Raw genomic sequence first — 24,655 nt, 5'->3', positions numbered from 1 at the left:
TCCGCGAGGGACCGCGGGCCCGAAGCAGTCATGGCCACACTCGTCGCCGCCCTGTCACAGCACCGCGTCCCACCTGTCCCGGAGTCACACCATGAACGTCTCGGTCGTCCTGTTCACCTCGGACCTGCGCCTGCACGACCATCCCGCGCTGCGCGCGGCGCAGGACGGCTCGGCCGCGCTGGTGCCCCTGTTCGTACGGGACGACGCCGTCGCCGCAGCCGGGTTCACGGCGCCCAACCGCATGGCATTCCTCGCGGACTGTCTGGCGGACCTGGACGCCGGACTGCGGGAGCGCGGCGGCCGTCTCGTGGTGCGCTCCGGCGATGTCGTCGCACAGGTGTGCGAGGTGGTGGCCGAGGCGGACGCCGACGAGGTGCACATGGCGGCGGGGGTGAGCACCTACGCCCGCCGCCGTGAGGAGCGGCTGCGCGGCGCCCTGGAGGGCGAGGGGTGCCGGCTGCACGTCCACGACACCGTGATCACCGCGCTCGCGCCCGGCGCCGTCACTCCGTCCACCTCGGACCACTTCGCCGTGTTCACACCGTACTTCCGGCGCTGGTCGCAGGAGCCGCTGCGGAACGCGGTCGCAGCGCCCCGGGCGATCCGGGTGCCGGACGGCGTCGGCTCGCAGGAGATCCCCTCCCGCACGGGCCTGTCCGGGCTGTCGCAGGGGCTGGCGCGGGGCGGCGAGCGGGAGGGCAGGAAGCGGCTCGCGGCCTGGCTGCGGGCCGGGATCACCTCGTACGAGGACGGCCGCGACGACTTGCCGGGTGACGCCACCTCCCGGCTCTCCCCCCATCTGCACTTCGGCACCCTCTCCCCGGTCGAACTCGTGCACCGGGCGCGCGCGGCGGGCGGTCCGGGCGCCGAGGCGTTCGTACGCCAACTGGCCTGGCGGGACTTCCACCACCAGGTGCTCGCCGCCCGGCCGGACGCGGCCGTCGCCGACTACCGCACCAAGCACGACCGTTGGCGCTCGGACAGGACGGCACGCGAGGACATCCAGGCGTGGAAGGAAGGACGCACCGGCTATCCGGTCGTCGACGCGGGGATGCGCCAACTGCGGCACGAGGGCTGGATGCACAACCGGGCACGGCTGCTGACCGCCAGCTTCCTCACCAAGACGCTGTACGTGGACTGGCGGATCGGGGCCCGGCACTTCCTGGACCTGCTGGTGGACGGCGATGTCGCGAACAACCAGCTCAACTGGCAGTGGATGGCCGGAACAGGCACGGACTCGCGGCCGAACCGCGTCCTCAATCCGGTGACGCAGGCCAAGCGGTACGACCCGGACGGGGAGTACGTCCGGCGCTGGGTGCCGGAGCTGGCGGGGCTCGCGGGCGGCGCCGTGCACGAACCATGGAAACTCCCGGGGCTGGAGCGCGCCGCGTACGACTACCCGGACCCCGTCGTCGAACTCTCCGATGGGCTGGCCCGGTTCAGGGCCGCTCGGGATCGTGGCTGAGCGACAACACGAGCGAGCGGCGTCACGGCCGAGCGGCATCGCGGCGGATGGGACGGCGGCTCAGCCGCTCACGACCGCGCGGGTGGCGGCACGGATTTTACTATCCCTAGAGACTTCTCCGGCCCGCACAGCCGTATAGGTGGTCGTCCGAAACACCCGTACCGGATCCACGCACCGGATCCACCGAGCGGCCCACCGGAGCGTCACACTCCGGGCCGCCGCCCCGCCAGGAGGCTCAATGCGCATTGCACGAACCGCAGGAACCGTCTTCGTGGCAGGTGCGTTGGTCATGACTCTCGCCGCGCTCGCGTACCCCAGCATGCTCGGACTGCAGACCACGGCCACTGATCAGAGCCGCGTCATCGCCAACACCTCGACGGGCCCGGTGACCGAGGCCGACCGCGACTTCGTCGTCAAGGTGCGGGCGGCTGGGCTGTGGGAGTACCCCGTGGGGATGCTGGGTCTGCAGAAGGGCACCACCCCGGCGGTCAGGACCGCCGGTGACCACCTGGTCAGGGGCCATGCCGCGCTGGACGACACCGACCGCAAGGTCGCCGCCGCACTCGGCATCACCATCCCCAACAAGCCGTCTCCTCAGCAGCAGGGCTTCGTGTCGACCCTGAGCGGCGACACCGGCAAGCAGTTCGACGTCGACTTCGCCAACATCCTGCGGATGACCCACGGTTCAATCTTCAACACCGTCGCCAAGATCCGGTCCACCACCAAGAACTCGCTGGTCCGCCAGCTGGCCGACCAGGCCAACACCACCGTGCTGGACCACATCACGGTGATGGAGAAGACCGGACTGGTGAACTTCGACCAGACGCTGTTCCAGCAGACCACCCCGCCGAAGTTGCCCGCCTCCGATCTGACGCCGCCCGCGCCCGCGCCGGGTGAGCCCACCGTCGTGCTCACTCCGCCCGCCGGCGCCTCCCCCTCGCCCACCGGGACGGTCGGCTGAGCCGTACCCGGCCCGACGGCGCGCGGGCGATCAGCTCCGGGTGACCGGGACGAGCGGGTCGTACAGCGCCGAGAGGGTCCCGAGGGCGTCCCGAAGCCCGGGCGGGCGGAGCATCCCCCGCACCGGGCGGCCCGCCCAGCCCGGGCCGCCGAGCAGCACGGCCGGGTGGCTGCGGGCCCCCTTGACTCCCCACCTGGTGCCCGCGACATGGCGGGCCAAAGGCAGGTCGGCCGTCGAACGCGTCTGGGCCCACAGCAGGACGGCCTTCGGGCCCAGCCGTCGTACGGCGGCGGTCAGCGCCTCCGTGGGAACCGCCGCGCCGAACATCCGGGTGGGCAGGCCGAGTTCGACGAGCCCCGCGTGCAGCGCCTCCAGGGCCAGGCTGTGCTGTTCGCCCGGGACGCACGCCAGCACCACCGGCCCCGCGGCGGCGGCCGGGGTTCCCACGGGCCGGACCGGCTCGGTGGCGCGGTGCAGGGCACGTGAGATGTGCCAGGACAGCAGGTGTTCCACCTCCACGTAACGGTCGCCGGAGGACTCCCACTTGCGTCCGACCGCGTGCAGCGTCGGCACCATCACCTCGTCCCAGGCGGGGACCACTCCGTAGCGCGCCACGAGCGAGGCCAGTTGGTCGCCCACGGTCGGCGCGTCGAGGCGGACCGCAGCGCGCGCGAGACCCCTGCACTCCTGGCGGACGTCACCGAGCGGCAGCGCACCGGCCGCCTGCGAACGGTGCCCACCGGGCCGGTCGCCTCCCCCGGGCAGCCGCGGGCCGGGCTGAAGGCGCCCGACGCCCTCCTGGACGGTCCTGGCCGCCTCGGCGGGCGGTACCCCGGCCGAGGTCAGCCGGCACATCTCCTCGAGCATCGCCACGTCCCGCGGCGTCCAGCGGCGGTGCCGGCCGTCGAAGCGGACCGCGGGCCCCACGCCGTACCTCCGGTCCCAGGAACGCAAGGTCGTGGGCGACACCCCGAGGCGGCGGGCCAGGGACCCTGTCGTGACGCCCGCCTCGACGGGCCGCGCGGCGGCCTCCCGCCGCGGTGCCGGTCGGTTCTCGCCCATGCGGCGACTATACGACGCACAAACGATGCGAGTTGTCCGTCATGTGCCTCGGTTCACACGATGGGGATCACCGGGCGCGTCGCGGGAAGCGCACGGTGACCGGGAGCCCGCCCGAACCGAGGAGCCGTGGCCATGACCGTGGATTCCGTCACCGAGCAGTGCGTCGGCGGGCGATGGGAGGCGCTCTCCGACGCGGACGTGGCCCAGGGCCTCGTGGACGGCGACGAGGAGTGTCTGACCGCCGCCTACCACCGCTGGGGAACGCTGGTGCACACACTGGCCGGTCGTTCCCTGGGCGACACCCGGGAGGCCGAGGACGTCACCCAGCAGGTGTTCCTGGCCGCCTGGCAGGGCCGGCGGGGTTACCGCCCCGAGCGCGGCGCGTTCGCCGGCTGGCTCGTCGGCATCACCCGCCGCAAGATCGCCGACGCGCTCCGCGCGCGGACCCGCCGTACCGATCTGGTCGCCGCCGCCGGAGCCCTCCTCGACCCGGCCGACGACACCCCCGCCCGCCCGGAGACCGTGCTCGACCGCGTCCTCCTGCGTGGCGAGCTCGCCAGACTCCCCGCACCCCAGCGCCGGGTGCTGCACCTCGCGTTCTACGAGGACCTGACCCAGCCCCAGATCGCCCAGCGCACCGGCTGGCCGCTGGGCACCGTCAAGAGCCACTCCCGGCGCGGACTGCATCAGCTGCGCCGCTGTCTGCGCGCGCAGGCCGTCGGCTGAACACCCGGCGGCGCGCGCCACGCCCGCGAAACCGCCCCCGCCACGCCCGTGCCGAAGCCCCCACCGGTGAATGCGCCACCGCGGGCCAATCCGCCGCCCCACCGGCTCCGGATCCCACCCGAACCATTCGTCCGTCCTGGAGGACCCCCTGTGAAGGAAGCCGTGGAGATCGGGAGAAGCCCGGCCGCGGAGCGCAGTCTGCCGGACCTGATGACCCACGTCGCCCGAGGCGACCAGCAGGCCTTCGCCGCGGTCTACGACGTCGTGGCGGGGTCGGTGCAGGGCATCGTTCGCCGGGTGCTGCGCGACCGGGCCCAGTCGGATGGTGTTCGGCCTCGCTCAGATGGACCCTGGCCCAGGGGAAGTCGGGCAGTCCCCCGGCATGGTCGAGGTGGAGGTGGCCGAGGACGACGTGCCGGACGTCCTCCGGACGGAAGCCGAGCGCGGTGACCTGGTGCAGCGCGGTCTCCGCGAGGTCGAGGACGGGCTGGGCCCGGCCGAGGAAGCCGGGGCCGAGGCTCTCCTCGGGCCGCGCCACGTCCTGCGTACCGATGCCGCTGTCGACGAGGACGAGCCCGTCTCGGTCGGTCTCCACGAGGAGACAGTGGCAGACCGCGGGAAGGCTCCCCTCCTCGGTGTCGATCGTCCGCATGGAACCGCAGTTCAGGTGATGGATCTTCACGCTGAGTCCCTTCGGTGGGTCGGTTTCACGCGCCCGGAACCGTCCTTCACGGCCGCGGCCCATAGCTACCGAACGATCGTCAGCTAATCGCGAACGGTCGTTAGGTTAAAGTGCTCGCATGAGCCCCCGCAAGTCCGTCGCCGAAACCGCCGCCACGCGGAGCCGGATCATCGGCAGCGCCCTGACGCTCGCCTCCTCGGAGGGCCTCGAAGGCCTCACCATCGGCCGTCTGGCGACCGATCTGGAGATGAGCAAGGCCGGGGTGATCGGCCACTTCGGCAGCAAGGAAGCGCTCCAACTCGCCGTTCTGGCCGCGGCCGTCGAGAGGTTCCGGCTACGCGTGCCGGCCCGGGCCGTCGGCGCCAGACCCGGCACCGAGCGGCTGACGCGCGCCTTCGACGAGTGGATCGACTACATGGCCGAGGGCGAGGGGCACGGGGGCTGCTTCCTCAGCTCGGTGGCGAGCGAGTTCGACGGCCGGCCCGGTCCGGTCCGCGACGCGGTGCTCGACGCGCTCACCTCGTGGTCGGCCTATGTCGCGGCGGAGTTGGGCACGGCGGTCGAGGCCCGCGAACTGCCGCCGCGCACCGACGTGGAACAGCTCGTCTTCGAGCTCAACGGCGTGGCCCTGGCGGCGAATCAGTCCATCCAGCTCCATCGCGACCCCCAGGCAGCGACGCGGGCCCGCCGCGCCATCGCCCGCCTCCTCATCGCCCCCTGAGGACGGACCCCGCCCCACCGGGGAGAAAAGCGACCTCTACACATAAAGAAGAAATAAGAGCACAATGAAAACAAGCGGCGCCAACCGCACACCGCACCAGAAGCGGTCAGGCCTGCAGAGAACGAAGGAGACGACTCATGGCCAACGTCTCGCACCCCAGAAGCGACATCACGACCCACCCCGATGCATCCGAAATGCGGGAGCGGTATGACCGCGTGCTCGGTGGCCGCGATGTGGCGCTCGTCGACGGACCGGTGTTCCTGCTCGGTCTGTACTGCGCCGCGTCCCCGTGGATACTCCACTACACGACGAGCCAGCCCGCCCTGGGGACGCACAACCTCATCATGGGCATCGCCATAGGCCTGCTGGCCCTCGGATTCACCATGACCCCCGAAAGGATGTACGGCCTGAGCTGGGCCATCTGCGCGATGGGCGCGTGGATGATCATCTCACCGTGGGTGGTCGGAACCAGCCCGGACACCGGCGTCGTGGTCAACAGCATCATCATCGGCGCGTTGGCCGTGGTGCTGGGGGCGCTGTGCGCGGTCGCGACGACGAGGAGAAGTACTCGGGCGTAGGCGTGACGGACACCCTTCGGGGCGGTCCCGGCGGACGTCCCACGGGAACAGCGCCGAAGGCACCACACCTGGGCCCAGCCCCGCGAGTCGATGCCCGAGCTGAGCCCAGGCCCCACGAAAGGAACGAACGACCTCACAGGCCGGCCCGCTCGCGCGGACCGGCCTCCCCCATGCTGCGGCTCAAAGGGACTCGTAAAGGGACTCGAAGCCCTCCAGAGGGTCGAAGGGAGGGGGGTCGAAGGGAGGGGGGGGTCAGATACCCGCGCCGAGCGACCAACTCGGGGTGCTGCCCGCGAGGCGGCAGGTGAGGAAGTACAGCGGAATCGGCGGCGTGTATGGCGAGTCGCCCTCGGGCCGGTGGATCAGACGGGGGCGAGCGGACCGTGAGCGCAGCAGGGCCCGTGTCCAGGACGGGTCTGCCAGCCGCGCGCCCACCGCGTAGCTGGTGGAGGTCGGCCAGGTGACGCCTATGTGGGAGCCGGAGGGGACGATCCACCACCACCGCTCGTCGTCGGCGAAGACACACCCGACGCGGGGCAGACAGTCCATGATCCGTTCCCCGTGTTCCGGGGAGGTGCCCACGGCGTCGTATCCCAGACCGGCGGACAACTCGGCGGGTATCGCCAGTCGTGCCGGGGACTCGTGCGGCGGCGCGGTGGGGATGTACATGCGCAGGCCGAAGACGGCGGGGTACGGGCGCGGATCGACGGCGGCGCTGTGATCGCGGCCGTCGGGGGCCGGGAGACGGTCGCGGCCGTCGAGGGCGGAAAGGTGGTCGCCCGGGTGGTGGGCGGGCTGGTGATCGCGCAGGTCAGGGATGTGCTGTCGTTCCATCAGATAAAGATCCTTCGGCCGAGTGGGGGATGGGCCGGGCCATGGTCACGGTCGCCGGCGAGCCGGTCGACACGATGTCTCCTCCCTTCGACGGCAGTACGGGCTGTACGGGCAGTACGGCCCAGACGATGCGTCCGGAGCCGTCGGCGGTGTCTCTGACGCCCCAGTCGCTGCTCAGGGCGCCGACCAGCAGGAGTCCACGTCCACCCTGGTCGTCGGGCCCCGGCCGGCGCTGGGCCGGAAGGCTCCAGCCTCGGTGCTGGTCCTCGACCTCGATGTGGAGCCGCTCCTGGGCGATGTGGACTCTGCACACGATCCACTCGCTCGCCGTGTGCGTCAGCGCGTTGGTGACGAGCTCGGAGGTCACCAGGATCGCGTTGTCGCGGTTCTCGGGGTCGATGCCCCACCCGGCGAGCGACTCACGGACGTCTCTCCGGGCCATACCCACCGAGGCGGGGGTCGCGGGCAGGGCGAACACGCCTGCCCGATGGGGACATTCGTCCCCTGTCGGTAGGCCCAGAGGCTGGGGGAGGGAGGGCGGGGTCATCGCCGTTCGCCTTTCGTCTGCCTTCGCACCACAAGCGGTGCAAATGCCGTCCCCCGTGGCCCCGTACTGCCGCGAGATGCGCACAACTCATCGCGCAAGGCATCGCGTTGCAGCCCCGTCTCCCCCAACTGGGCCGCACGACCACTCCCTTCACCGGATCAGGGACGATAGGACCACTGTGGCAGCTGCCAACAACACCTCGCAACCGACAAGTTGAAAATTGCAATGTGCCAGGTGCATGCTTCCCCCGTCGACGGATGATCGTGACAGACTGCGACCTCGAAGCCCGCTGTGAGGGGGTAAGGCGTGTCCACGGAGACCGACTGGGGCGGCGCCCCTTCCGTCCTGCGCATGATTCTCGGCAAGCAGCTCGAGGAGCTTCGCACCCAGGCCGGGCTGACATACGAGCAGGCCGGCGAGGCGATCGGCGTCAGCCACTCCACCATCCGCCGGATGGAGGCCGCCAAGGTGGCCCGGCTCCGGCTCACCGACGCCGAGAAGCTCCTCCAGACGTACGGCGTGACGGACCAGCAGGAGATCGACACCTTCCTGAAGTCGGTCCGCGAGGCCAACAAGCGCGGTTGGTGGCACACGTACCGCGATGTCCTGCCGGACTGGTTCGCGGCATATCTGAGCCTGGAGCAGGCGGCCCTCCAGATCCGTGCGTACGAGGCGGAGTTCGTGCACGGGCTGCTGCAGACGGAGGCGTACGCGCGCGCCCTGCTCGGCGCGGGCAATCCGCACGCCTCGGCCGAGGCGACCGAGCGCCGGGTCGCACTGCGCATGCGCCGTCAGGAGCTGCTGTCCCGGCCCGCTCCGCCGCGCGTCTGGGTGGTGATGGACGAGACCGTGCTGAGGTGGCCGGTCGGCGGGCCGGAGGTGATGCGCGCGCAGATCGACCATCTGATCGCGGTCAACGCGCTCCCTCATGTGACCCTGCAGATCATGCCGTTCAGGAACGGCCCGCATCCGGCCATGCGGGCCGGCGCGTTCCATCTCTTCCGGTTCAGGGCACCCGAGTTGCCGGACATCGTCTATCTGAGCGGTCTGGTGGGCGCCGTCTACCTCGACAAGGACGACGACGTCGTGGTGTACCGCGAGGCCCTGGACCGGCTGGGCGCACAGTCGGCGCCCGCCAGGAAGACCGAGGAACTTCTCGGCGCGATTCGCAAGGAGCTATGAGTGCGCCACCACATACGCAACGGCATGCCGTCCCGGGAACTGGGCACGCAGGGCTGGTCCAAGCCGTGGAGCGACGACGCGGGCGGCGCCTGCGTCGAGGCGAAGAAGCTGGGCGACGGGCGCGTCGCGCTGCGTCAGTCCACCGATCCCGAAGGGCCCGCCCTGGTTTTCACGCCCCTTGAAATGACGAGCTTTCTTGCGGGCGTCAAGGCGGGGGAGGCCGACTTCCTCCTCTGACAGCCTTGTCTGATTCCTATGCCCTGTTCTTTCCCCCACTCTTTCCCCGACAAAGTTCCCATTCCCCCACGAACAGCAGCTGAGCACCGACGACTTGATGGGAGGGGCGGCGTTGCCCGACAACGGATGGCCTGCCGACCGTATCGACACCGAGAGCGCACACTCCGCGCGCATCTACGACTACATCCTGGGCGGTAAGGACTACTACCCCGCCGACAAGGAGGCGGGCGACGCGATGGCGCGGGAGTGGCCCGCCCTGCCGATCCACATGAAGGCCAACCGCGACTGGATGAACCGCGCGGTGGCCTATCTGGCCAAGGACGCGGGGATACGCCAGTTCCTGGACATCGGCACCGGCATCCCCACCTCCCCCAACCTCCATGAGATCGCCCAGTCGGTGGCCCCCGACTCCCGGGTCGTCTACGTGGACAACGACCCCATCGTCCTCACCCTGTCGCAGGGGTTACTGTCGAGCACCCCCGAGGGCAAGACCGCGTACGTCGAGGCGGACATGCTCGACCCGGCGACGATCCTGGGCGCGGCGGAACTGCGCGACACCCTCGACCTCACCCAGCCGGTCGCCCTCACGGTGATCGCGATCGTCCACTTCGTCCTGGACGAGGACGACGCGGTCGGCATCGTCCGGCGCCTCCTGGAGCCCCTTCCCTCGGGCAGCTACCTGGCGATGTCCATCGGCACCGCCGAGTTCGCGCCCGATGAGGTGGCCCGCGTCGCCCGTGAGTACGCGGCCCGCAACATGCCCATGCGGCTGCGTACCCACACGGAGGCCGAGGAGTTCTTCGAGGGCCTCGAACTCGTCGAGCCCGGCATCGTCCAGGTCCACAAGTGGCTCCCGGACGGCACGGAGACGGGCATCCGGGACGAGGACATCGCGATGTACGGGGCGGTGGCCCGCAAGCCGTAGCCCGTCCGCTCCACCCCATCCGTGCCGCCGGCCCCACGCGAAAGGGGCCCTGCGGCACGGGCGTTCTCGTCGGCCGAGTGCCAGGGCCTGTCCGGCGGATCACGCCGAAGACGCGGGGCCTGGCACGGCCTTCTGCGCTGATGAGGCACCGTCGCTTCCCTCCGGCCTGATCCCGCCGGACAGGACCTAGGCGTCCGCCGTGGAGTCCAGCAGGGCCGCACACTCGACCGCGAGGGCCGCCATGCCGTACGTCCGGGCCACGCGCAGCGCCTCCCGCAGCAGTCCGGAGGCGTGGGCGGCGGCGCCGGAGCGGCCGGACCTGCGCAGCGCGCGGGCCTGGGCGAGGCGGAGGCGGGCCAGCTGGGGCTGGGAGGAGCGGACCGGTTCGGTCGCGGTGCGGAAGTGGGCGAGGGCGGTGTCCGGCTCTCCGGCGGCCAGGGCCAGCAGTCCGCGGGCCCGGGCGGTCGGCCCGATCAGCACGGTGGGCCAGCCCGCGAGGGCGATCTGCTCGCCGTCGTGGGCGGCGAGCCGCTCACGCAGTACCGGCAGGACCTGGCGCAGCTCGGCCTCGAATCCGCCCCGGGCGTCGAGCGCGGCGCTCACCTCGGCGAGCAGCACCAGCGTGGGCACCGCCCATCCGGACGGCGGGAACCGGCTGAAGCCGTCGGTGTCGTGGGCGAATCCGACCAGCCGGTCCGCCCCTTCGGCGTACTGACCCGTCTCGCACAGCGCGAGCGCGAGCCCGGCTCGCCAGACGGGGAAGTAGCCGTGCCGTTCGACGGTGTCGGCCAGACCGGAGGCGAACAGGTCCGCCATCCGCCCCTGTTCGCGCAGCAGCCAGTAGGCCTGGCCGAGGCGGGTCTGGTGCAGATTGTCGGCGGGGACGGCCAGATCGGCGGGTAATCGCTCGACGAACGTCAGCGCGTCGCCGAAGATCCAGCCCGCGGCCTTGTCGAACCGGCCGTGCCACAGGTCGAGCAGTGCGTCCAGGGTGTGCTGCTGCCAGGTGGTCAGCACGCCGCGGGTGTCCGCGGCGTGCTTGCGGTACTGGTTGGCCGTGGCCAGCGCGCTGTACACCTTGCCGGCCCGCAGCTGGTCGAGGGCGACGGCCATGAGCGCCTCGCCGCGGAAGTAGGCCGAGCCGTGCCGGGCCGCGGCGTCCCGCAGGCGTTCGGAGAGCGTCAGGGACTCGGCGGTGGACATGAAGTCGTACAGTCCCCACCGGCATTCGGTGAGGACCTCGCAGGACACCTCGTCGTCCTTGCCGTCCACGGACAGCCTGCGCAGCGTGCTGCGCGCCAGCCGCGCGCCCTGCTCCGGGCCCGCCTGTCCGGCGGCGGTGTCCTGGCTGACCGCCATGGACAGCTTCTTCGCCAGGTGGGCGTTGAGCCTGAGGCGCAGCCCGGCGGCCTCGACGCTCCTGTCGTCGCCCAGCGCGGCCAGGCTCTCCCTGATCAGCTGGAGCAGTTCGTGGTCGACCTGCCCGGGGTCCGACCAGCGGCGGGCCATCCTGATGACGGCCTCCGCCCGGGCCGTGGGATCCCCCTCGGCGCTCGCGTACGCCGCCCGGTAGAGCCGGTCCGCCTCGCGCATGTCCCCGGCGGTGTGGCTGAGGTCGCCGCGCCGCAGCAGCCGGTCGAACTCGTCACGTTGCCGAGCGGCGGCCGAACCTCCGGTGCCCGCACCGGACTTCACCAGTTTGGCCGCCCGCTCCCCCGGGCCCGGGCCGATCGTCTTCGAGATCCGCTCGGTGGACGGATCGGGAACCAGGGTGAGCAGCGCGCCCTTCGCTTCCAGCCGTTCGTCGCACAGCTGTGCGAGCTCGTGCGTGACACGTCGCTGGCCCGTCTCGATCCTGCTCAGAAAGCTGCGGCTGCAGTGCACCTCTTCGGCCAGCTCACTCAGTGACTTGCCGGCCGCCGTCCGACGTCGGCGCAACTCCGCGCCGAACGCGTTCTCTTCGATCGCCATCCTCCCAACGGCCCGCTTCCCGCCCTGTGTTGCCAGAAAGCTTTGGCAACAGCCGACCGCTCCACGTCGCCGCGGAAACCCACCACTCTGTCTGTGAGCGAGCTTACAGCGAGCAAGGGTGCGAGCACCGGCGGACAGGAGCACTGGTCATGGGATCGGACGAAGCCAAGGTGGTGGCGGCCGTCGACTTCGGCACGCACGGCACCGGCTTCGCCTGGACGGTGCGAACGCCGCTCAACGACGATCCGCTGACCAGGCGGGTGCAGTTCTTCACCCGGTTCCCCGGCCGGCAGCTGGACAGTCCGAAGAACCTGACCGCGATCCTGGTGACGGACGACGGGGACACGGTCGCCTGGGGCCACGAGGCGCGCGCTCGGTGGGTCGAGGCCCTGGCGAAGGGGCAGTCCGAAGGGCTCGGCTACGCCTACGCCTTCAAGACGGCGCTGAAGAGCGGCGGTTCGCTGGCGGACCTGCCGATCACGGGCGGCTTCGTCGACCGCGCCGACCGCGGTCTGATACGGGAACTGGTCACCGCCTACCTCAAGGAGATCCGCGAACTGGCGACCGCGGAGATCAAGAGGATGACGTACACGGAACGAGAGGTCCGCTGGTGCATCACCGTGCCCGCGATCTGGGACGACGAGGACAAGGCGGTGCTGCGGCGGCTGGCCGTGGACGCGGGGTTCCCCGGTGATCCTGAGCGGCTGCTGCTGGCCATCGAGCCGGAGGCGGCGGCGCTGTACTGCCATCTGCGGATGCCCGACGCCGCCTCGGGTCCGCACCGGCGGGCCCGGCTGCCCCTGCACCTCGACGGTTTCCGGTCCGTGGTGGTCGACTGCGGCGGCGGCACGGTCGACATCACGGCGTACGAGTCGCACGGCGACGCCGGTCCGTCCATCGCGCTGCGTGAGATCGGCCTCGCCACCGGCGGATGGCTGGGTTCGGAACACGTCAACCAGGCCTTCCTGGACAAGACGCTCGGCGACCGCTTCGGTCCGGCGGTCCTGAAGCGGATCGAACGGGACCACCCCGGCGAGCTGCTCGAGCTGTCCGGGCAGTGGGAGCGCGCCAAGGCGACGGTGGAACTGGACCGGGAAGCGGACGCCGCCGCCCATGTGCTGGACCCGGTGCGGATCGAGGTTCCGGTCACCGTGTGGGACCTCCTGGACGAGCCGGTGCGGGCGCGGCTGACACGCGAGGCCGCCGGCCTGCCACGGCAGATCGTCCTGCCTCCCGAGGAGGTGGAGGGGCTGCTCGACGAGAGGGTGGACGGCATCCTGGACAAGGTCGCGGAGCAGCTCGCGACCATCGGCCGCACCAGCGGTACGGGCGCGGAACCGGAGACCCTGGTCCTGGTCGGCGGATTCGCCCGTTCCTCGTGGCTGCGCGAGCGGATGCGGGCCCGCTTCGGCGAGCGGCACCGCATCCTCGTCCCGCCGGACCCGGCCCTCGCGGTCCTGGAGGGCGCCGTCCACTTCGCCTACCGGCCGGACGTGTTCGTCTCCCGGCAGGCCAAGTACACCTACGGCTTCGAGACGGCCAAGCCTTTCGAGGAGGGGGTCGACTCCACGATGCGCATGTACCGCGACGACGAGGGCGACCTGCTGTGCGTCGGCCGTTTCGGTGTCGCGGTCCGGCGCATGGACAGCGTGCGGGTGAACGACGCCCACCCCTTCCGGATCGTGCCGGTCCGCGAGGACCAGGACGAGCTCGACGTACGCCTGTACCGCTCCGCGAGGACCGATCCCCGGTACGTCGACGAGGACGGGTGCGAGGAGATCGGCCGGCTGACCGTCGACCTGTCCGGCACCGTCGGCAGACCGCTGCGCGAGCGTCCGATCATGCTGCTGTTCTACTTCGGCGCCGCCGAACTGCGGGTCGACGTGTTCGACCCCGCCACCGGGGAGACCAGCCGGGTCTCCGTCGACTTCGACCGCGTATAGCCATGGCCTACCGCCCCGAAGGAGGAGACGTGTTGTTCAACCGCGACAAGGGCAAGCGGCCGCGGGAAGTGAGCATCAGGCTGGACGGCTTGGACACCCTGGAGTCGCGGATCCGGAAGCTGGAGGCCGCCGCGGACGACCAGCGCGCCGCGCTCGCCGCGCTCGACCCGCTGGGTGACCGGCTGATCGACTTGAGGCTGCGCCAAGAACGCGCGGAGGAACGGGCCCGGACGCTGGAGACGGCCGTCGCGGACACCCGCCGCGTGCTCGACGAGCAGAGCGAGGTACTGGATCTGGTGCGGGTCACCCAGGTGGCGGAACGGGCCGATCTCACTCGCGAGGACTTCCTCGTCCACTACGAACTCGCCCAGCGGCTTCGGGCGTTGTACACCCAACGGATGCCCGACCTGATCCAGCCGCGGCTGACGGCGGAGCGGCCACGTGACGTCGTACGGCGCCAGGCGCAGTTGATCAGCCGGCTGTGTGTGGTGCTGTTCGGCCCCGACGAGCGGGGTGGGCTCGGCGAACCCGACCTCGCCGAACTGGCCCGCATCGCCACCGACGCCGGGGTGGTGGGGCTCGACGCGCGCCACCAGCGGCTGTTGGAGCGGGTCGGCACGGAGGCCGCCCATCTGTTCCGGGCCATGACCGTCAGTGGCCATGCCAGCCATTTCGACTTCGCGGTGGAGCCCGGCGTCCCGGCGGATCCGGAGGAACACGCCCTCTGGCCCTCGTGCGAGGCCGGGCGGCCCGTCGCCTTCGTGGTGTGTCCGGGGTACCGGGCGGCGGACCGCCGGCTGCTGGAGACCTTTGTCTACACCGAGGCCGAGGCCTGACTCCGGGGGTTCGGTTCGATGTGCTGTCCGACCCTCGGGTCGGGGTCGGACAGAAGGATTTCGGTCCGGGGCGCGCGGGGGGCGCTCCGGCCCGGAAGGCCACAGGGCCCGCGGGGGGGACCGGGTTGGGGGACCCGGGGGAAGGGGAGCGGAGCCGCCGCATCGGCTCCGCTCCCCTTCCGATGTGCGCGTCGTCCGATATCCGTGCGTTCCGGTGCGCGCCCCGGCCGCCGATAATCGCTGGCCGGGAGCTCATCCGGTCGTTCACACTCGCGCGGTGACAAGAACTGTGAGTGCGTGGGTGACGTCGGGCGACGAGCTCCTCGGAAGCGCGGGGCCGTTCGCCGTGGACGTTCCCTGGTGGTCCGAAGTGGGGCCGGTCGTCGGGTGGTTGGAGGGGCTGCTCGGCGTGCCCGTGCTGGTACTGCGTCTGCTGGACGTGGAGGGGGGTGCGCGCGGGCGGGACGGCCATGTGACGTACCACGTCGAGGCGTTGGAGCGTCCGGCGAGTGGTCTGCTGGAGCAACGTCCCGTCGAGCCGGGGGTGTTGGACGGTGCCGAGGCCCTCAGGTCGCCATGGGCCCGGGCGGAGGGTGTGCGCGAGCTGCTCGACTGGGCGGCCGGGGAGCTGGCTTCGGTGGGGCGGCCGGTGTGCGGTCCGGTCGTGCAGCGGCGTACCTGGAACCTGTCCGCGCTCTTTCGCCTTCCCACCGCACGCGGTCCGGTCTGGCTCAAGGCGACTCCGCGCTTCGCGGCGGACGAGGCCGCCGTCATCGCCGCGTTCGCGGGGGTCGACCCGGGGCTCGTTCCCCCGCTCCTCGGCGTGGGTGAGCGGCGCGTGCTGATGGAGCACATTCCCGGTGAGGACTGCTGGGGGGCCTCGCCGGAGACGGTCGGTGCTGCGGTGGAGCGGTTCGTTGGCGCCCAGGCCGCGGTTGCCTCCGGCGGTTCGGGCGGGGTCGGGGGCGGCGTGGTGGCGGGGGTGCGGGATTGGCGTGCGTCGGTTCTTGAGGTGGCGGTTCGTGATCTGCTTGACGGGCCCCTCGCTGAGGAGTTGACCGAGCGGGAGGTGCGGGGAGCTCGGGAGTTGGCCGGGCGGTGGGAGCTTCTGTCGAAGTGCGGGCTGCCCGACACACTGGTGCACGGTGACTTCCACCCCGGGAACTGGCGCAGCGACGGCGGGGCGCCTGTGGTGGTGGACTTCGCCGACGCCTACTGGGGCAATCCCGTGCTCGACGGTCTGCGCGTCCAGGGCTTCCTTCCCGAGTCCGGCCGTGCGGCGGCCGCCCGGAGCTGGGTGGAGGCGTGGAAGTCGCGGGTGCCCGGGAGTGACCCGGCTCGGGCGCTCGATCTCGCCGAGCCGCTGGCCCATCTCACGTACGCCGTCCGGTATCAGGAGTTCCTGGACGGCATCGAGACCTCGGAGCGGCCCTACCACCGGGGGGATCCGGTGGACGAGGTCCGGGCGGCGTTGCGTTGCGCGTCGCTCGGGTGATCCCTGCGCCGGCCGTGGGTGCGTGGGTCGGGGCCGTGGCGGTACGTCGAGCCGTCGCCGCCGGATCAGGCGTCGCCCTGTAGGGAGCCGTTTCCAGATCCGAACGTAAGCGACGGGCTTGCGACGTGCCGTCACGGCCCCTTCCGTGTGTCGGCGGGTGCCGGTCGTCGGTCCGTCACGTGCCGGCGGGTGCCGGGTCCGGGGTCGAAGGAGTCAGGTACTCCTCCTTGATCTCCCTTGGGCCGAAGGGCCATACCTTTTCCAGGTTCGCCCAGACGACGAAGGCGACGCAGCCCAGGGCCAGCCAGGCCAGGGACCATTCGATGGGGTGGCGGCCCGGGGAGTTCTTGTCGGCGTAGCCGTAGATCGTGAGCCAGCCGACGAGGGCGAGGAGGCTGGGGATCGGGTAGAGCCACATCTTGTAGGGGCGGTCGAGGGTGGGCTGGCGCTTGCGCAGGACGGAGAGGGCGACGATCTGGGCCAGGGCCTGGACGATCACCATGACGGTGGTGAGGAGTTGGATCAGGGTGGCCAGGTCGGTGTGGCGGCCGATGAGGAAGCCGATCGCCGTGATGACGCCCATGGTCGCCAGGCCCAGCATCGGGAAGCGGTGCTTGGGATGCAGCTTGGCGTAAGGGCGGAAGAAGACGCGGTCGCGGGCGGCGTCGTAGGGGACGCGCGAGCCGCCGAGGAGTCCGGTGAAGACCGAGGCGAACGCGGTGATGAGGATGAGGACCGTGACGGTGTCGGCGGCTCCCTTGCCCCAGGTCTCTTCGAGGACGGCTGAGGCGACGGAGGTGGAGGCGATGTCCGTCGGATCGGTCATGCGGTGCCAGTCGATGACGCCGAGGGTGCCGATCTGGAGGAGGAGGTAGATCGCCATGATGCCGAGGATGGAGAAGATGATGGAGCGGGGCAGGGTGCGGCCCGGATCCTTGATCTCGGCGCCCATGTACGCGGTGGTGTTGTAGCCGAGGTAGTCGTAGATGCCGATGGTCAGGCCCGCGGCGAAGCCGATCCAGAAGTGGCTGCTGGTCAGTTCGAAGGCGTGCGCCGGGTAGGTGAAGGCCAGGTGGGCGCTGAAGTCGGTGGCCGCGGCGATGATCACCAGGAGGACCGAGGTGATCATGACCGCCCACATGACCGCCGTGATGCGGGCGATGTGTTCGATTCCGCGCCACAGGAGCAGCACCACGAGGGCGACGATGGCCAGGCCGATGAGGTCGCCCGTCGTCTTGCCCATGTCGGGGGCCAGGTAGCCGAGGTACTGGACGAAGCCGACCACGCCGGTGGACATGATCAGGGGGATGAAGAGCATGGCCGTCCAGACGAACAGGAACGGCATGAGGCGTCCGGTGCGGTACTGGAAGGCCTGGCGGAGATACACGTAACTGCCGCCGGAGCCGGGCATCGACGCGCCCAGTTCGGCCCAGATCAGACCGTCCGCGAGGGCCAGCAGCGCGCCCGCGACGAAGCCGATGATCGCCTGCGGGCCGCCGAACGCGGCGACCATCAGCGGGATCGTCACGAACGGGCCGATGCCGCACATCTGGCTCATGTTGATGGCGGTGGCCTGGAACAGGCCGACGCGGCGGACGAAACCGCCGGTGGGTGGTGGGCTACCGGACATGGGGTCTCCTGAAATCGGGACGCGGGGAGGCGGGCTCTCCTGCGGCCGGCCCGGCGAGGCTGACTGGGCGATAAAGTTAAGGAGACTTACTAGATGCGTCAAGAGGGCGTCAGGCATGCGTGAGAATGGTGCGATGACCGCCAGCGACGCCATAGCGCGGCCCGAACAGCCCTGGAACCGGCAGCGGCTGCGCAGCACCAATGAGCGGCTGCTGCTCGACCGGCTGCGTACGGGCGGTGCCGCCTCGCGGGCTCAGCTCGCGCGGGAGACGGGGCTGTCGAAGCCGACGGTCTCCAGCGCGCTCGCGGCGCTGGAGGAGGCGGGGCTGGTGCGTGAGGCGGGCACCCACGCACCCGAGCGCGGCCGGGTGGCGGTGCTCTACGCCCCGGATCCCGCGGCCGGGTACGCGCTCGGCATCGACATCGGGCGCAGCTGGCTGCGGGTGGCGGTCGCCGATCTGGACGGTGGCGTGGTCGCGCGCGCCGATGTGCGCAATCGGGCGCGCAGTTCGGGCGCCATGGCCGACCTCGTCGTTTCCACCGCCCGTCAGGTCGTCGCCAACTCCGGCGTGGGAGCACACGAGGTGGCCCACGCGGTGGTGGGCACGCCTGGCGTGTACGACGAGGAACGGCGCCGGGTGCGGTACGCGATGCATCTGCCCGGGTGGGGCCGCGCGGGCCTGTTCGACCGGATGCGTGAGGAGCTGGGCATCCCGCTGGAGGTGCACAACGACGCCAACCTCGCGGCACTCGGCGAGTACACGTACGGCGTCGGCGCGGGCAGCCGGCTGTTCACGTACATCCTGATCGGCACCGGTCTCGGCATGGGCGTGGTGAGCGAGGGGCGGCTCTTCACGGGGGCGCGTGGCGGGGCCGGGGAGATCGGTTTCCTGCCGTGGCCGGGGCGGCAGAAGCCTCGGACGCTGGAGGACGCGGTGTCGGGGGAGGCCGTCGTCGAGGCCGCGCGGCAGTTCGGCATGACCGGCCAGCTCACGGCCAAGGCCGTGTTCGACGCGGCGCGCGAGGGGGATTCCGCCGCGGTGCGGGCGGTACGGCTGGAGGGTGAGCGGATCGCCTACACGGTGGCCGCGGCCGCCGCGGTGCTCGATCCCGATCTGGTGGTGCTCGGCGGCGGCGTGGGCCACAGCATCGACCTGCTGCTGCGGCCCGTGCGCGAGACCCTGCGTACGCTCACGCCCCTGCGTCCGAAGATCGTGCCGAGCCGGCTGGGCGAGGACGCGGTTCTGCTGGGCGCGGTGGCGACGGCCCTCGGGACCGCGAGGGACGTGGTGTTCGAGCGACGCTCGGCGTCCTGAGCGGGGCACTCGCCTTCGGTGATTGACACGGATTGCTCGGCCGCCTAACTTGTGCGCCAGTTAGTAAAGTTTCCTAACTTGCAGCGCTTGCTCGCGCCTCCTTGCTTCCTGCCTTGCTTCTGCCTCGCAGTGCCGACATGCAGTCTCGTAGCGCGGATGCTCCCCACCCCCAAGGAGACCACCGTGTTCCATCGCCCTGCCCCAAGACGGCGTTCCGCCACGTCCGCCGTCGCCCTGGGCCTCCTGTGCACCCTCTCGACCAGCGCGTGGGCCGGGTCCCGGAGCGCCGGACCGGACGCGCCCGCACCCACGCCGGTCACCCCGGTGTCCGCCACCGCGGGCAGCACCACCGCGCTGTCCGGGTACGCGATCCAGTCGACGGCCAAGGTCACGGACGCGGCGTCCGACGTCTCGAGCCCGGGATATCCGGCGAGCGGCTGGTACCCCGCGGGTTCCCGCGCCACCGTCCTCGCGGCGCTGCTCGCGGACGGGAAGTACGCCGACCCGTTCTTCTCGACCAACCAGCAGAAGATCCCCAAGTCCGACTTCCAGGTGCCCTGGTGGTACCGCTCGGACTTCACGGTCACCGACACCACCGAGCGCAGCTACCTGGACTTCAGCGGGGTCATCTCGGCGGCCGACGTCTACGTCAACGGCAGGCAGGTCGCCACCGCCGCCGATGTCGCGGGCGCCTACACACGGCACGAACTCGACATCACCTCGCTGGTGCGGCCGGGCACGAACACGGTCGCCTTCCGCATCCGGCCCAACGAGCCCGACAAGAACCTGACCATGGGCTGGTTGGACTGGCTCCAGCCCCCGCCCGACCAGAACATGGGCATCGTGCGCGACGTTCTCGTCCGCCGGGGCGGTCCGGTCGCACTGCGCGACGCGCACGTCCTCACCGAGCTCGCCGTCCCCTCGCTCGCCTCCGCGGACCTGACGGTCAAGGCACAGGCCCGCAACGAGACCAGCGCTCCCGTCACGGCGACGGTCTCCGGCAGCATCGGCCCGGACGTCTCCTTCAGCAAAACCGTTTCCCTCGCCGCGCACGAGACGAAGACCGTCACCTTCTCCCCCACCGACACCCCCGGCCTGCATCTGAGCGCGCCGAAGGTGTGGTGGCCCGCGGGCATGGGCGGACAGCCGCTGTACGGCCTCGACCTGACGGCCTCCGTCGCCGGCACCGCCTCGGACACCGCGCACGAGGACTTCGGTATCCGCGAGGTGAAGGCGCCCCTCAACTCCGACGGCGCCCGGCAGTACAGCGTCAACGGCCGCAGGCTGCTCATCAAGGGCGGCGGCTGGTCCCCGGACGAGTTCCTGCGCTGGGACCGGACGTATGTCGAGGACCGGCTGAAGTACGCGCTCGACCTCGGCCTCAACACCATCCGCCTCGAAGGCCACATCGAGCCGGACGAGTTCTTCGACCTCGCCGACCGGTACGGCATCCTCACGCTGCCCGGCTGGGAGTGCTGCGACAAGTGGGAGGGGAACGTCAACGGCACCGAGGCCGGCGACAAGTGGACCGCGGCCGACTATCCCGTCGCCAGGGCGTCGATGGCCGCCGAGGCCGCCCGGCTGCGCGACCACCCCAGCGTCATCTCCTTCCTCATCGGCAGCGACTTCGCGCCGGACGCGACGATCGAGAAGAACTACCTCGACGCGTTGGACGCCGCCGACTGGCCGAACCCTGTGGTCGCCGCCGCCTCCGACAAGTCCGCGCCGATCAGCGGCAGTTCGGGCATGAAGATGACCGGGCCCTACGACTGGATCCCGCCGAACTACTGGTACGCCAAGCGCGAGGGCGGCGCCACCGGCTTCAACTCCGAGACCAGTGCGGGCCCCGACATCCCCACCCTCGACACCCTGCGCCGCATGATGTCCCCCGCCGAGCTGGACACCCTGTGGAAGAGCCCGGCCAGCAAGCAGTACCACCGCTCACCGTCGTCGACCTTCGGCACGCTCAAGCTCTACGACGACGCGCTCACGGGACGGTACGGAGCGCCGCGCGGCCTGACCGACTACGTACGCAAGGCACAGCTCGCCCAGTACGAGAACGTACGCGCGCAGTACGAGGCGTACGGACGCAACGCCACCGACTCCGCCAAGCCCGCGACCGGGGTCGTCTACTGGATGTTCAACAGCGGATGGACTTCGCTGCACTGGCAGTTGATGGACCGTTACCTCGACCAGGGCGGTGCCTACTTCGGAGCCAGAAAGGCGAACGAGCCGCTGCACATCCAGTACTCCTACGACACCCGTTCGATCGTCGTCGTGAACAACCGACACGCCTCCGCGTCCGGACTCACGGCCCGGGTCACGCTCTTCAACACCGACGGCACACGGAAGTACGACAGGACGGCTACCGGGGTGGACGTGGACGGTGACGGCGCCCACAGCACCCCCCTCACCGTGCCGTCCTCCGTGAGCGGCCTGTCGACGACCTACCTGGCGCGCCTCGTCCTCACCGACGCCGAGGGCAGGGAGGTCAGCCGCAACGTCTACTGGCTGTCCACCAAGTCCGACACCCTCGACTGGTCCAAGACCGACTGGTACTACACGCCGACGACGAGCTACGCGGACCTCAGGGGGCTCAGCTCCATGGCACAGGTGCCGGTTTCGGCGACGGCTTCGACCTCGGTCGGCGTGGACGGCGCTTCCATGACGACGGTCACGCTGCGGAACACCGGGACGGGGCGGACGCCGTCGCTGCTGACCGACGCGCACCTCGTGGATTCGGCCGGAAAGCCCGTCCTGCCCGTTCAGTGGTCCGACAACCAGGTCAGTCTGTGGCCCGGCGAGTCGACGACGCTCACCGCCACCTACCGGACGGCCGATCTGCACGGTTCGGCGCCCCGGGTACGGGTCTCGGGATGGAACACGCCGGAGACGACCGTCCAGGCGACCCGCGCCGGATCCGGACGGCACGGAGAGTGAAGACTTCTTCGGGGACCCGGCGCCGGGCCTGACCAAGGTCGGGTTCCACGTCTTCCAGACCGGCGAGAACATCGACTACGGCGGCCCGACGAACCTGCCGAACATCAAGTTCGAGATCGATCCGAACGTGGGCGCGCACCCGGGCGACACCTACTCCACTCCGGTGTGGGTACCGGACGCGGCCCCGGTGACGAACCGCTGGAGCGGCTACCTCGACGCCACCACGACCGGCTACTGGTACGTCACGGGTGGCGAGACCACCTGCAACGACGCCGCCCACTGCACCGTCGCGCAGGTGAAGGCCTCACTCAACGACGGCGGCGCGGTGCCGACCATCTACACCGCCGCCGTGGGCAAGGGGCGCGACCACCTGTGGGCCGGCGCCGTCGACGGGCTGCGGATCAACAAGTACGTCTACGACTTCGGGGCCGACGGCGTCAGGGTGCGTCGCGTCAGCTGACTCGGCGAGCGCCCCGAACCCTGGTGCCCGACGGGCGGGCCCGCTCCCGGGCCCGCCCTCTCGCTCGTTCGCGCTCAACTCACGTTGAGCGCCGTGTCGTCGAGGACGAACGACGTCTGCAGAGTGGAGCCCTCGGTGCCGGTGAACTTGACGCTGACCGTCTGCCCGGCGTAGCCGGACAGGTCGAAGCTGCGCAGCGTGTAGCCCGACGCGGCGTTCAGGTTCGAGTACGTGGCGAGCGTCGACAGAACCGTGCCGCCGCTGTTCAGCACTTGGGCCTTGAGGGTGTCGTACGCCGTGCTGGTGGTCGTCTCGGCCGTGTCCACATGGAGATAGAAGTTCAGGGTCGCCGCGCAGCCGGACGGGATGGTGACCGACTGGGAGAGCGTGTCCGTGTTGGCCGAGCCGTAGCCGTTCAGCCAGGCCTTGTAGGAGCCCGTACGGGCCGCCTCGCTGGAGCTGTTGGTGATGACACCGCTGGTCGCGGTCCAGGACGTGTTGCCGGACTCGAAGCCGGAGTTGGCGAGCAGCTGGGCTGCCGTGCAGGTGCCACCGCCGCCACCGCCACCGCCGCCGCCGCTGCTGCCGCCGCCCGCGAGCCACTCGGTGGCGTTCAGGGCGAGGGCGGCGTTGGTGGCGCCGGTGTCGTTCCAGCCGTCGTACAGGGTGTTGCCGGACTGGCCGGTGCCGTCGTCGATCGGAGAGCTGTCACCCCAGAACGCCACGCGGCCGCTGCCGAAGGTGCTGGTGGCGAAGAAGGCGCCGGTGTTGCCCGAGTATCCGCTGCGGTAGACCAGGCCCTTGACGGCGGAGTTGTCGGCCGGCTTGAGGGTGGCCGTGGTGCCGTCGGCGATCAGGCTCTTGGTGACGGTGCCGAACGAGCCGTGCAGGACCGCGTTGGTGCTGTCACTGATGGCCGCCGGGTAGCCGGAGCTGATGTCGAGCGTGTCGATGGAGAAGCCGAACGGGTCGGTGGAGTCGACGCTGTTGTTGGTCATCAGGTCGTTGAGGATCTTCACCGCGTCGTAGCCGTCGTTGTTGCGGTCGGCGCCGGTGTGGTCGGAGATCATGAACAGACCGCCGCCGTTGTTCACGAACGTCATGATCGCGGTCTTCTCCGCGGTCGTGAAGAGCGTGTTGGGCTCGGGCAGCACCAGCGTGTCGAACTTCGACAGGTCGGTGGCCGTCGAACCGCCGTAGGCCAGGCTGGAGCCCGAAGGCAGGGTCTTCAGGCTGTAGTCGCCGGTCTTCTGCAGGGCCACACCCCAGGAGGAGAGGGCTCCGGTCCAGTCGGTCTCCGCCGACGGCGTGGAGTCCTGGCCCAGCGGGTCGGGCTGGCTGGTGGAGATGATCCAGTCGGCGTTGCCTGCGGTCTCGGCGTGGGCGTTGTCGAACAGGATGCGGTGCGGGGTCGCAGCGGCGGCCGGCGCGGCCGTGGACGCCTGGACCGCCGCCCCCGCGACGAGCAGCCCGAACACGGCCGTGGCCGTGGTGAATCTGTGGCGGGATCTTCTGAATCCGAGCATCCGGCGTACCTCCATGAGGGGTGGGGAGAGGCGGTGCGGGCGCCAAGTCTGCGCGCGTAGAACGGTGGTTGGCCGTCTGCCGCGCGACAGATTCTTGAACGGTACATGGCAGGAACGCGACTGAACAGGATCCCGCGGGACCGGACGCGGGACGGCCGGAGAGCGGAACGGACTGTCTTCGCCCGCAGGGGGAACACACCTAACAGCGGGGGTCCTGACAAAAAGGGGCGGAGATGGAGATCTCAGGCATCATCAGTGCCATTCTCATCGGCATCATCATCGGCGTACTGGGCCGGCTCGTGGTCCCGGGACGCCAGCGCATCGGCATCCTGTGGACGATCCTCGTCGGCATCGTGGCCGCGTTCATCGGCTCGGGGATCGCCGCCGCGTTCGGCGTGGCGAACACGAAGGGCGTCGACTGGATCGAGTGGATCATTCAGATCGGACTCGCGGCGGTGGGCGTCGCGGCGCTCGACCGGGTGAAGGTGCGCCGCTGACGGGGCCGCCCATCCGGCCGAACAGCGGCAAGCGGGCCACGAGTTGACCTGCCGGCCCGACCCGTCGCCGCCGCGGCCGGCCGGCGGTCAGTGACGCCACCTCTGCCCGGATGGCGTCCGAT

Annotated in this window: 22 protein-coding genes; 15 read left to right on the top strand and 7 right to left on the bottom strand. The window is 70.7% G+C overall.

Features of this window, described 5'->3' with window-relative positions; genetic code table 11:
• Positions 1-91 precede the first annotated feature (91 nt).
• On the top strand, positions 92-1,465 hold the full coding sequence (locus ACIQTP_RS31660; RefSeq protein WP_403406287.1) for a cryptochrome/photolyase family protein: 1,374 nt from the start codon (positions 92-94) through the stop codon (positions 1,463-1,465).
• Between the two features lie 238 nt (positions 1,466-1,703).
• Complete coding sequence (locus ACIQTP_RS31655; RefSeq protein WP_403406284.1) at positions 1,704-2,426, top strand: DUF4142 domain-containing protein; 723 nt, start codon at positions 1,704-1,706, stop codon at positions 2,424-2,426.
• Positions 2,427-2,456: 30 nt separating this feature from the next.
• Here ACIQTP_RS31655 and ACIQTP_RS31650 read toward each other — a convergent pair whose 3' ends face one another.
• Positions 2,457-3,488, bottom strand: coding sequence for a MerR family transcriptional regulator (locus tag ACIQTP_RS31650; RefSeq protein WP_403406282.1), 1,032 nt, complete (start codon positions 3,486-3,488; stop codon positions 2,457-2,459).
• 132 nt (positions 3,489-3,620) lie between these two features.
• On the opposite strand from ACIQTP_RS31650, the gene ACIQTP_RS31645 reads away from it, so the two are divergent.
• Entirely contained in the window at positions 3,621-4,214 is a 594-nt protein-coding gene (locus tag ACIQTP_RS31645) for a sigma-70 family RNA polymerase sigma factor (RefSeq protein WP_403406279.1), read from the top strand.
• On the opposite strand, the gene ACIQTP_RS31640 is transcribed toward ACIQTP_RS31645, so the two are convergent.
• On the bottom strand, positions 4,147-4,866 hold the full coding sequence (locus ACIQTP_RS31640; RefSeq protein ID WP_403406601.1) for an MBL fold metallo-hydrolase: 720 nt from the start codon (positions 4,864-4,866) through the stop codon (positions 4,147-4,149). The two genes, ACIQTP_RS31645 and ACIQTP_RS31640, sit on opposite strands and share 68 nt — an antisense overlap.
• 148 nt (positions 4,867-5,014) lie before the next feature.
• On the opposite strand from ACIQTP_RS31640, the gene ACIQTP_RS31635 reads away from it, so the two are divergent.
• Entirely contained in the window at positions 5,015-5,617 is a 603-nt protein-coding gene (locus ACIQTP_RS31635; RefSeq protein ID WP_403406276.1) for a TetR/AcrR family transcriptional regulator, read from the top strand.
• 137 nt (positions 5,618-5,754) lie between these two features.
• Positions 5,755-6,195 carry an SPW repeat protein gene (locus ACIQTP_RS31630; protein ID WP_403406273.1) on the top strand — a complete coding sequence of 147 codons (441 nt, stop codon included), beginning with the start codon at positions 5,755-5,757 and terminating at the stop codon, positions 6,193-6,195.
• A 252-nt stretch (positions 6,196-6,447) separates the two neighbouring features.
• Here the strand turns inward: ACIQTP_RS31630 and ACIQTP_RS31625 are convergent, their stop codons facing one another.
• Entirely contained in the window at positions 6,448-7,029 is a 582-nt protein-coding gene (locus ACIQTP_RS31625) for a hypothetical protein (protein ID WP_403406271.1), read from the bottom strand.
• Positions 7,007-7,507: an ATP-binding protein gene (locus ACIQTP_RS31620; RefSeq protein WP_403406268.1), complete on the bottom strand. Its 501-nt coding sequence runs from the start codon at positions 7,505-7,507 to the stop codon at positions 7,007-7,009. Before ACIQTP_RS31620 ends, ACIQTP_RS31625 begins: the two co-directional genes overlap by 23 nt.
• 375 nt (positions 7,508-7,882) lie before the next feature.
• On the opposite strand from ACIQTP_RS31620, the gene ACIQTP_RS31615 reads away from it, so the two are divergent.
• From ACIQTP_RS31615 to ACIQTP_RS31605, 3 genes are all read left to right on the top strand, one after another.
• A complete protein-coding gene (locus ACIQTP_RS31615; RefSeq protein WP_075025857.1) occupies positions 7,883-8,758 on the top strand; it encodes a helix-turn-helix transcriptional regulator in 876 nt (291 codons plus the stop codon).
• A 24-nt stretch (positions 8,759-8,782) separates the two neighbouring features.
• Complete coding sequence (locus ACIQTP_RS31610; protein ID WP_402040689.1) at positions 8,783-8,995, top strand: DUF397 domain-containing protein; 213 nt, start codon at positions 8,783-8,785, stop codon at positions 8,993-8,995.
• A gap of 112 nt (positions 8,996-9,107) precedes the next feature.
• Positions 9,108-9,920 carry an SAM-dependent methyltransferase gene (locus ACIQTP_RS31605; RefSeq protein WP_402040220.1) on the top strand — a complete coding sequence of 271 codons (813 nt, stop codon included), beginning with the start codon at positions 9,108-9,110 and terminating at the stop codon, positions 9,918-9,920.
• A 186-nt stretch (positions 9,921-10,106) separates the two neighbouring features.
• Here the strand turns inward: ACIQTP_RS31605 and ACIQTP_RS31600 are convergent, their stop codons facing one another.
• A complete protein-coding gene (locus tag ACIQTP_RS31600; RefSeq protein WP_403406264.1) occupies positions 10,107-11,891 on the bottom strand; it encodes a helix-turn-helix domain-containing protein in 1,785 nt (594 codons plus the stop codon).
• Between the two features lie 149 nt (positions 11,892-12,040).
• Here ACIQTP_RS31600 and ACIQTP_RS31595 point away from each other — a divergent pair, with 149 nt between their 5' ends.
• From ACIQTP_RS31595 to ACIQTP_RS31585, 3 genes are all read left to right on the top strand, one after another.
• Positions 12,041-13,834, top strand: coding sequence for an Hsp70 family protein (locus tag ACIQTP_RS31595; RefSeq protein ID WP_403406261.1), 1,794 nt, complete (start codon positions 12,041-12,043; stop codon positions 13,832-13,834).
• A gap of 29 nt (positions 13,835-13,863) precedes the next feature.
• Positions 13,864-14,670, top strand: coding sequence for a hypothetical protein (locus ACIQTP_RS31590; protein ID WP_403406258.1), 807 nt, complete (start codon positions 13,864-13,866; stop codon positions 14,668-14,670).
• A gap of 277 nt (positions 14,671-14,947) precedes the next feature.
• Positions 14,948-16,165: an aminoglycoside phosphotransferase family protein gene (locus ACIQTP_RS31585; protein WP_403406255.1), complete on the top strand. Its 1,218-nt coding sequence runs from the start codon at positions 14,948-14,950 to the stop codon at positions 16,163-16,165.
• 175 nt (positions 16,166-16,340) lie between these two features.
• Here ACIQTP_RS31585 and ACIQTP_RS31580 read toward each other — a convergent pair whose 3' ends face one another.
• The gene (locus tag ACIQTP_RS31580) at positions 16,341-17,795 is read right to left on the bottom strand and encodes an APC family permease (RefSeq protein WP_403406252.1); all 1,455 of its coding nucleotides are present in this window, start codon (positions 17,793-17,795) and stop codon (positions 16,341-16,343) included.
• Positions 17,796-17,928: 133 nt separating this feature from the next.
• Here ACIQTP_RS31580 and ACIQTP_RS31575 point away from each other — a divergent pair, with 133 nt between their 5' ends.
• The 3 genes from ACIQTP_RS31575 (at position 17,929) to ACIQTP_RS31565 (ending at position 22,510) form a co-directional block, all read left to right on the top strand.
• Positions 17,929-19,110: an ROK family protein gene (locus tag ACIQTP_RS31575; RefSeq protein WP_403406250.1), complete on the top strand. Its 1,182-nt coding sequence runs from the start codon at positions 17,929-17,931 to the stop codon at positions 19,108-19,110.
• A gap of 183 nt (positions 19,111-19,293) precedes the next feature.
• Positions 19,294-22,050, top strand: coding sequence for a glycosyl hydrolase 2 galactose-binding domain-containing protein (locus tag ACIQTP_RS31570; RefSeq protein ID WP_403406247.1), 2,757 nt, complete (start codon positions 19,294-19,296; stop codon positions 22,048-22,050).
• Positions 22,051-22,177: 127 nt separating this feature from the next.
• Positions 22,178-22,510: a hypothetical protein gene (locus tag ACIQTP_RS31565; RefSeq protein ID WP_403406244.1), complete on the top strand. Its 333-nt coding sequence runs from the start codon at positions 22,178-22,180 to the stop codon at positions 22,508-22,510.
• A gap of 74 nt (positions 22,511-22,584) precedes the next feature.
• Here ACIQTP_RS31565 and ACIQTP_RS31560 read toward each other — a convergent pair whose 3' ends face one another.
• Entirely contained in the window at positions 22,585-24,036 is a 1,452-nt protein-coding gene (locus ACIQTP_RS31560) for a hydrolase (protein WP_403406241.1), read from the bottom strand.
• Positions 24,037-24,269: 233 nt separating this feature from the next.
• On the opposite strand from ACIQTP_RS31560, the gene ACIQTP_RS31555 reads away from it, so the two are divergent.
• Positions 24,270-24,533 (top strand): GlsB/YeaQ/YmgE family stress response membrane protein, encoded by a 264-nt coding sequence (locus ACIQTP_RS31555; RefSeq protein ID WP_168505697.1) that lies wholly within the window; start codon positions 24,270-24,272, stop codon positions 24,531-24,533.
• The last annotated feature ends 122 nt before the right edge of the window (positions 24,534-24,655 follow it).

The organism is Streptomyces sp. NPDC090798, assembly GCF_044768965.1.
Classification (GTDB): Bacteria; Actinomycetota; Actinomycetes; order Streptomycetales; family Streptomycetaceae; genus Streptomyces.
Note: the sequence above shows the minus strand (reverse complement) of the source record. Positions and strands in the feature narration are given on the sequence as shown.

Excerpts from the sequence above, each read along its gene's own strand:
- ACIQTP_RS31575 (WP_403406250.1), top strand. The coding sequence starts at position 17,929 with ATGACCGCCAGCGACGCCATAGCGCGGCCCGAACAGCCCTGGAACCGG.
- ACIQTP_RS31610 (WP_402040689.1), top strand. The coding sequence starts at position 8,783 with ATGCCGTCCCGGGAACTGGGCACGCAGGGCTGGTCCAAGCCGTGGAGC.
- ACIQTP_RS31630 (WP_403406273.1), top strand. The coding sequence starts at position 5,755 with ATGGCCAACGTCTCGCACCCCAGAAGCGACATCACGACCCACCCCGAT.
- ACIQTP_RS31560 (WP_403406241.1), bottom strand. The coding sequence starts at position 24,036 with ATGCTCGGATTCAGAAGATCCCGCCACAGATTCACCACGGCCACGGCC.
- ACIQTP_RS31555 (WP_168505697.1), top strand. The coding sequence starts at position 24,270 with ATGGAGATCTCAGGCATCATCAGTGCCATTCTCATCGGCATCATCATC.
- ACIQTP_RS31650 (WP_403406282.1), bottom strand. The coding sequence starts at position 3,488 with ATGGGCGAGAACCGACCGGCACCGCGGCGGGAGGCCGCCGCGCGGCCC.
- ACIQTP_RS31655 (WP_403406284.1), top strand. The coding sequence starts at position 1,704 with ATGCGCATTGCACGAACCGCAGGAACCGTCTTCGTGGCAGGTGCGTTG.
- ACIQTP_RS31595 (WP_403406261.1), top strand. The coding sequence starts at position 12,041 with ATGGGATCGGACGAAGCCAAGGTGGTGGCGGCCGTCGACTTCGGCACG.
- ACIQTP_RS31640 (WP_403406601.1), bottom strand. The coding sequence starts at position 4,866 with ATGCGGACGATCGACACCGAGGAGGGGAGCCTTCCCGCGGTCTGCCAC.
- ACIQTP_RS31635 (WP_403406276.1), top strand. The coding sequence starts at position 5,015 with ATGAGCCCCCGCAAGTCCGTCGCCGAAACCGCCGCCACGCGGAGCCGG.
- ACIQTP_RS31580 (WP_403406252.1), bottom strand. The coding sequence starts at position 17,795 with ATGTCCGGTAGCCCACCACCCACCGGCGGTTTCGTCCGCCGCGTCGGC.
- ACIQTP_RS31660 (WP_403406287.1), top strand. The coding sequence starts at position 92 with ATGAACGTCTCGGTCGTCCTGTTCACCTCGGACCTGCGCCTGCACGAC.
- ACIQTP_RS31625 (WP_403406271.1), bottom strand. The coding sequence starts at position 7,029 with ATGGAACGACAGCACATCCCTGACCTGCGCGATCACCAGCCCGCCCAC.
- ACIQTP_RS31645 (WP_403406279.1), top strand. The coding sequence starts at position 3,621 with ATGACCGTGGATTCCGTCACCGAGCAGTGCGTCGGCGGGCGATGGGAG.
- ACIQTP_RS31600 (WP_403406264.1), bottom strand. The coding sequence starts at position 11,891 with ATGGCGATCGAAGAGAACGCGTTCGGCGCGGAGTTGCGCCGACGTCGG.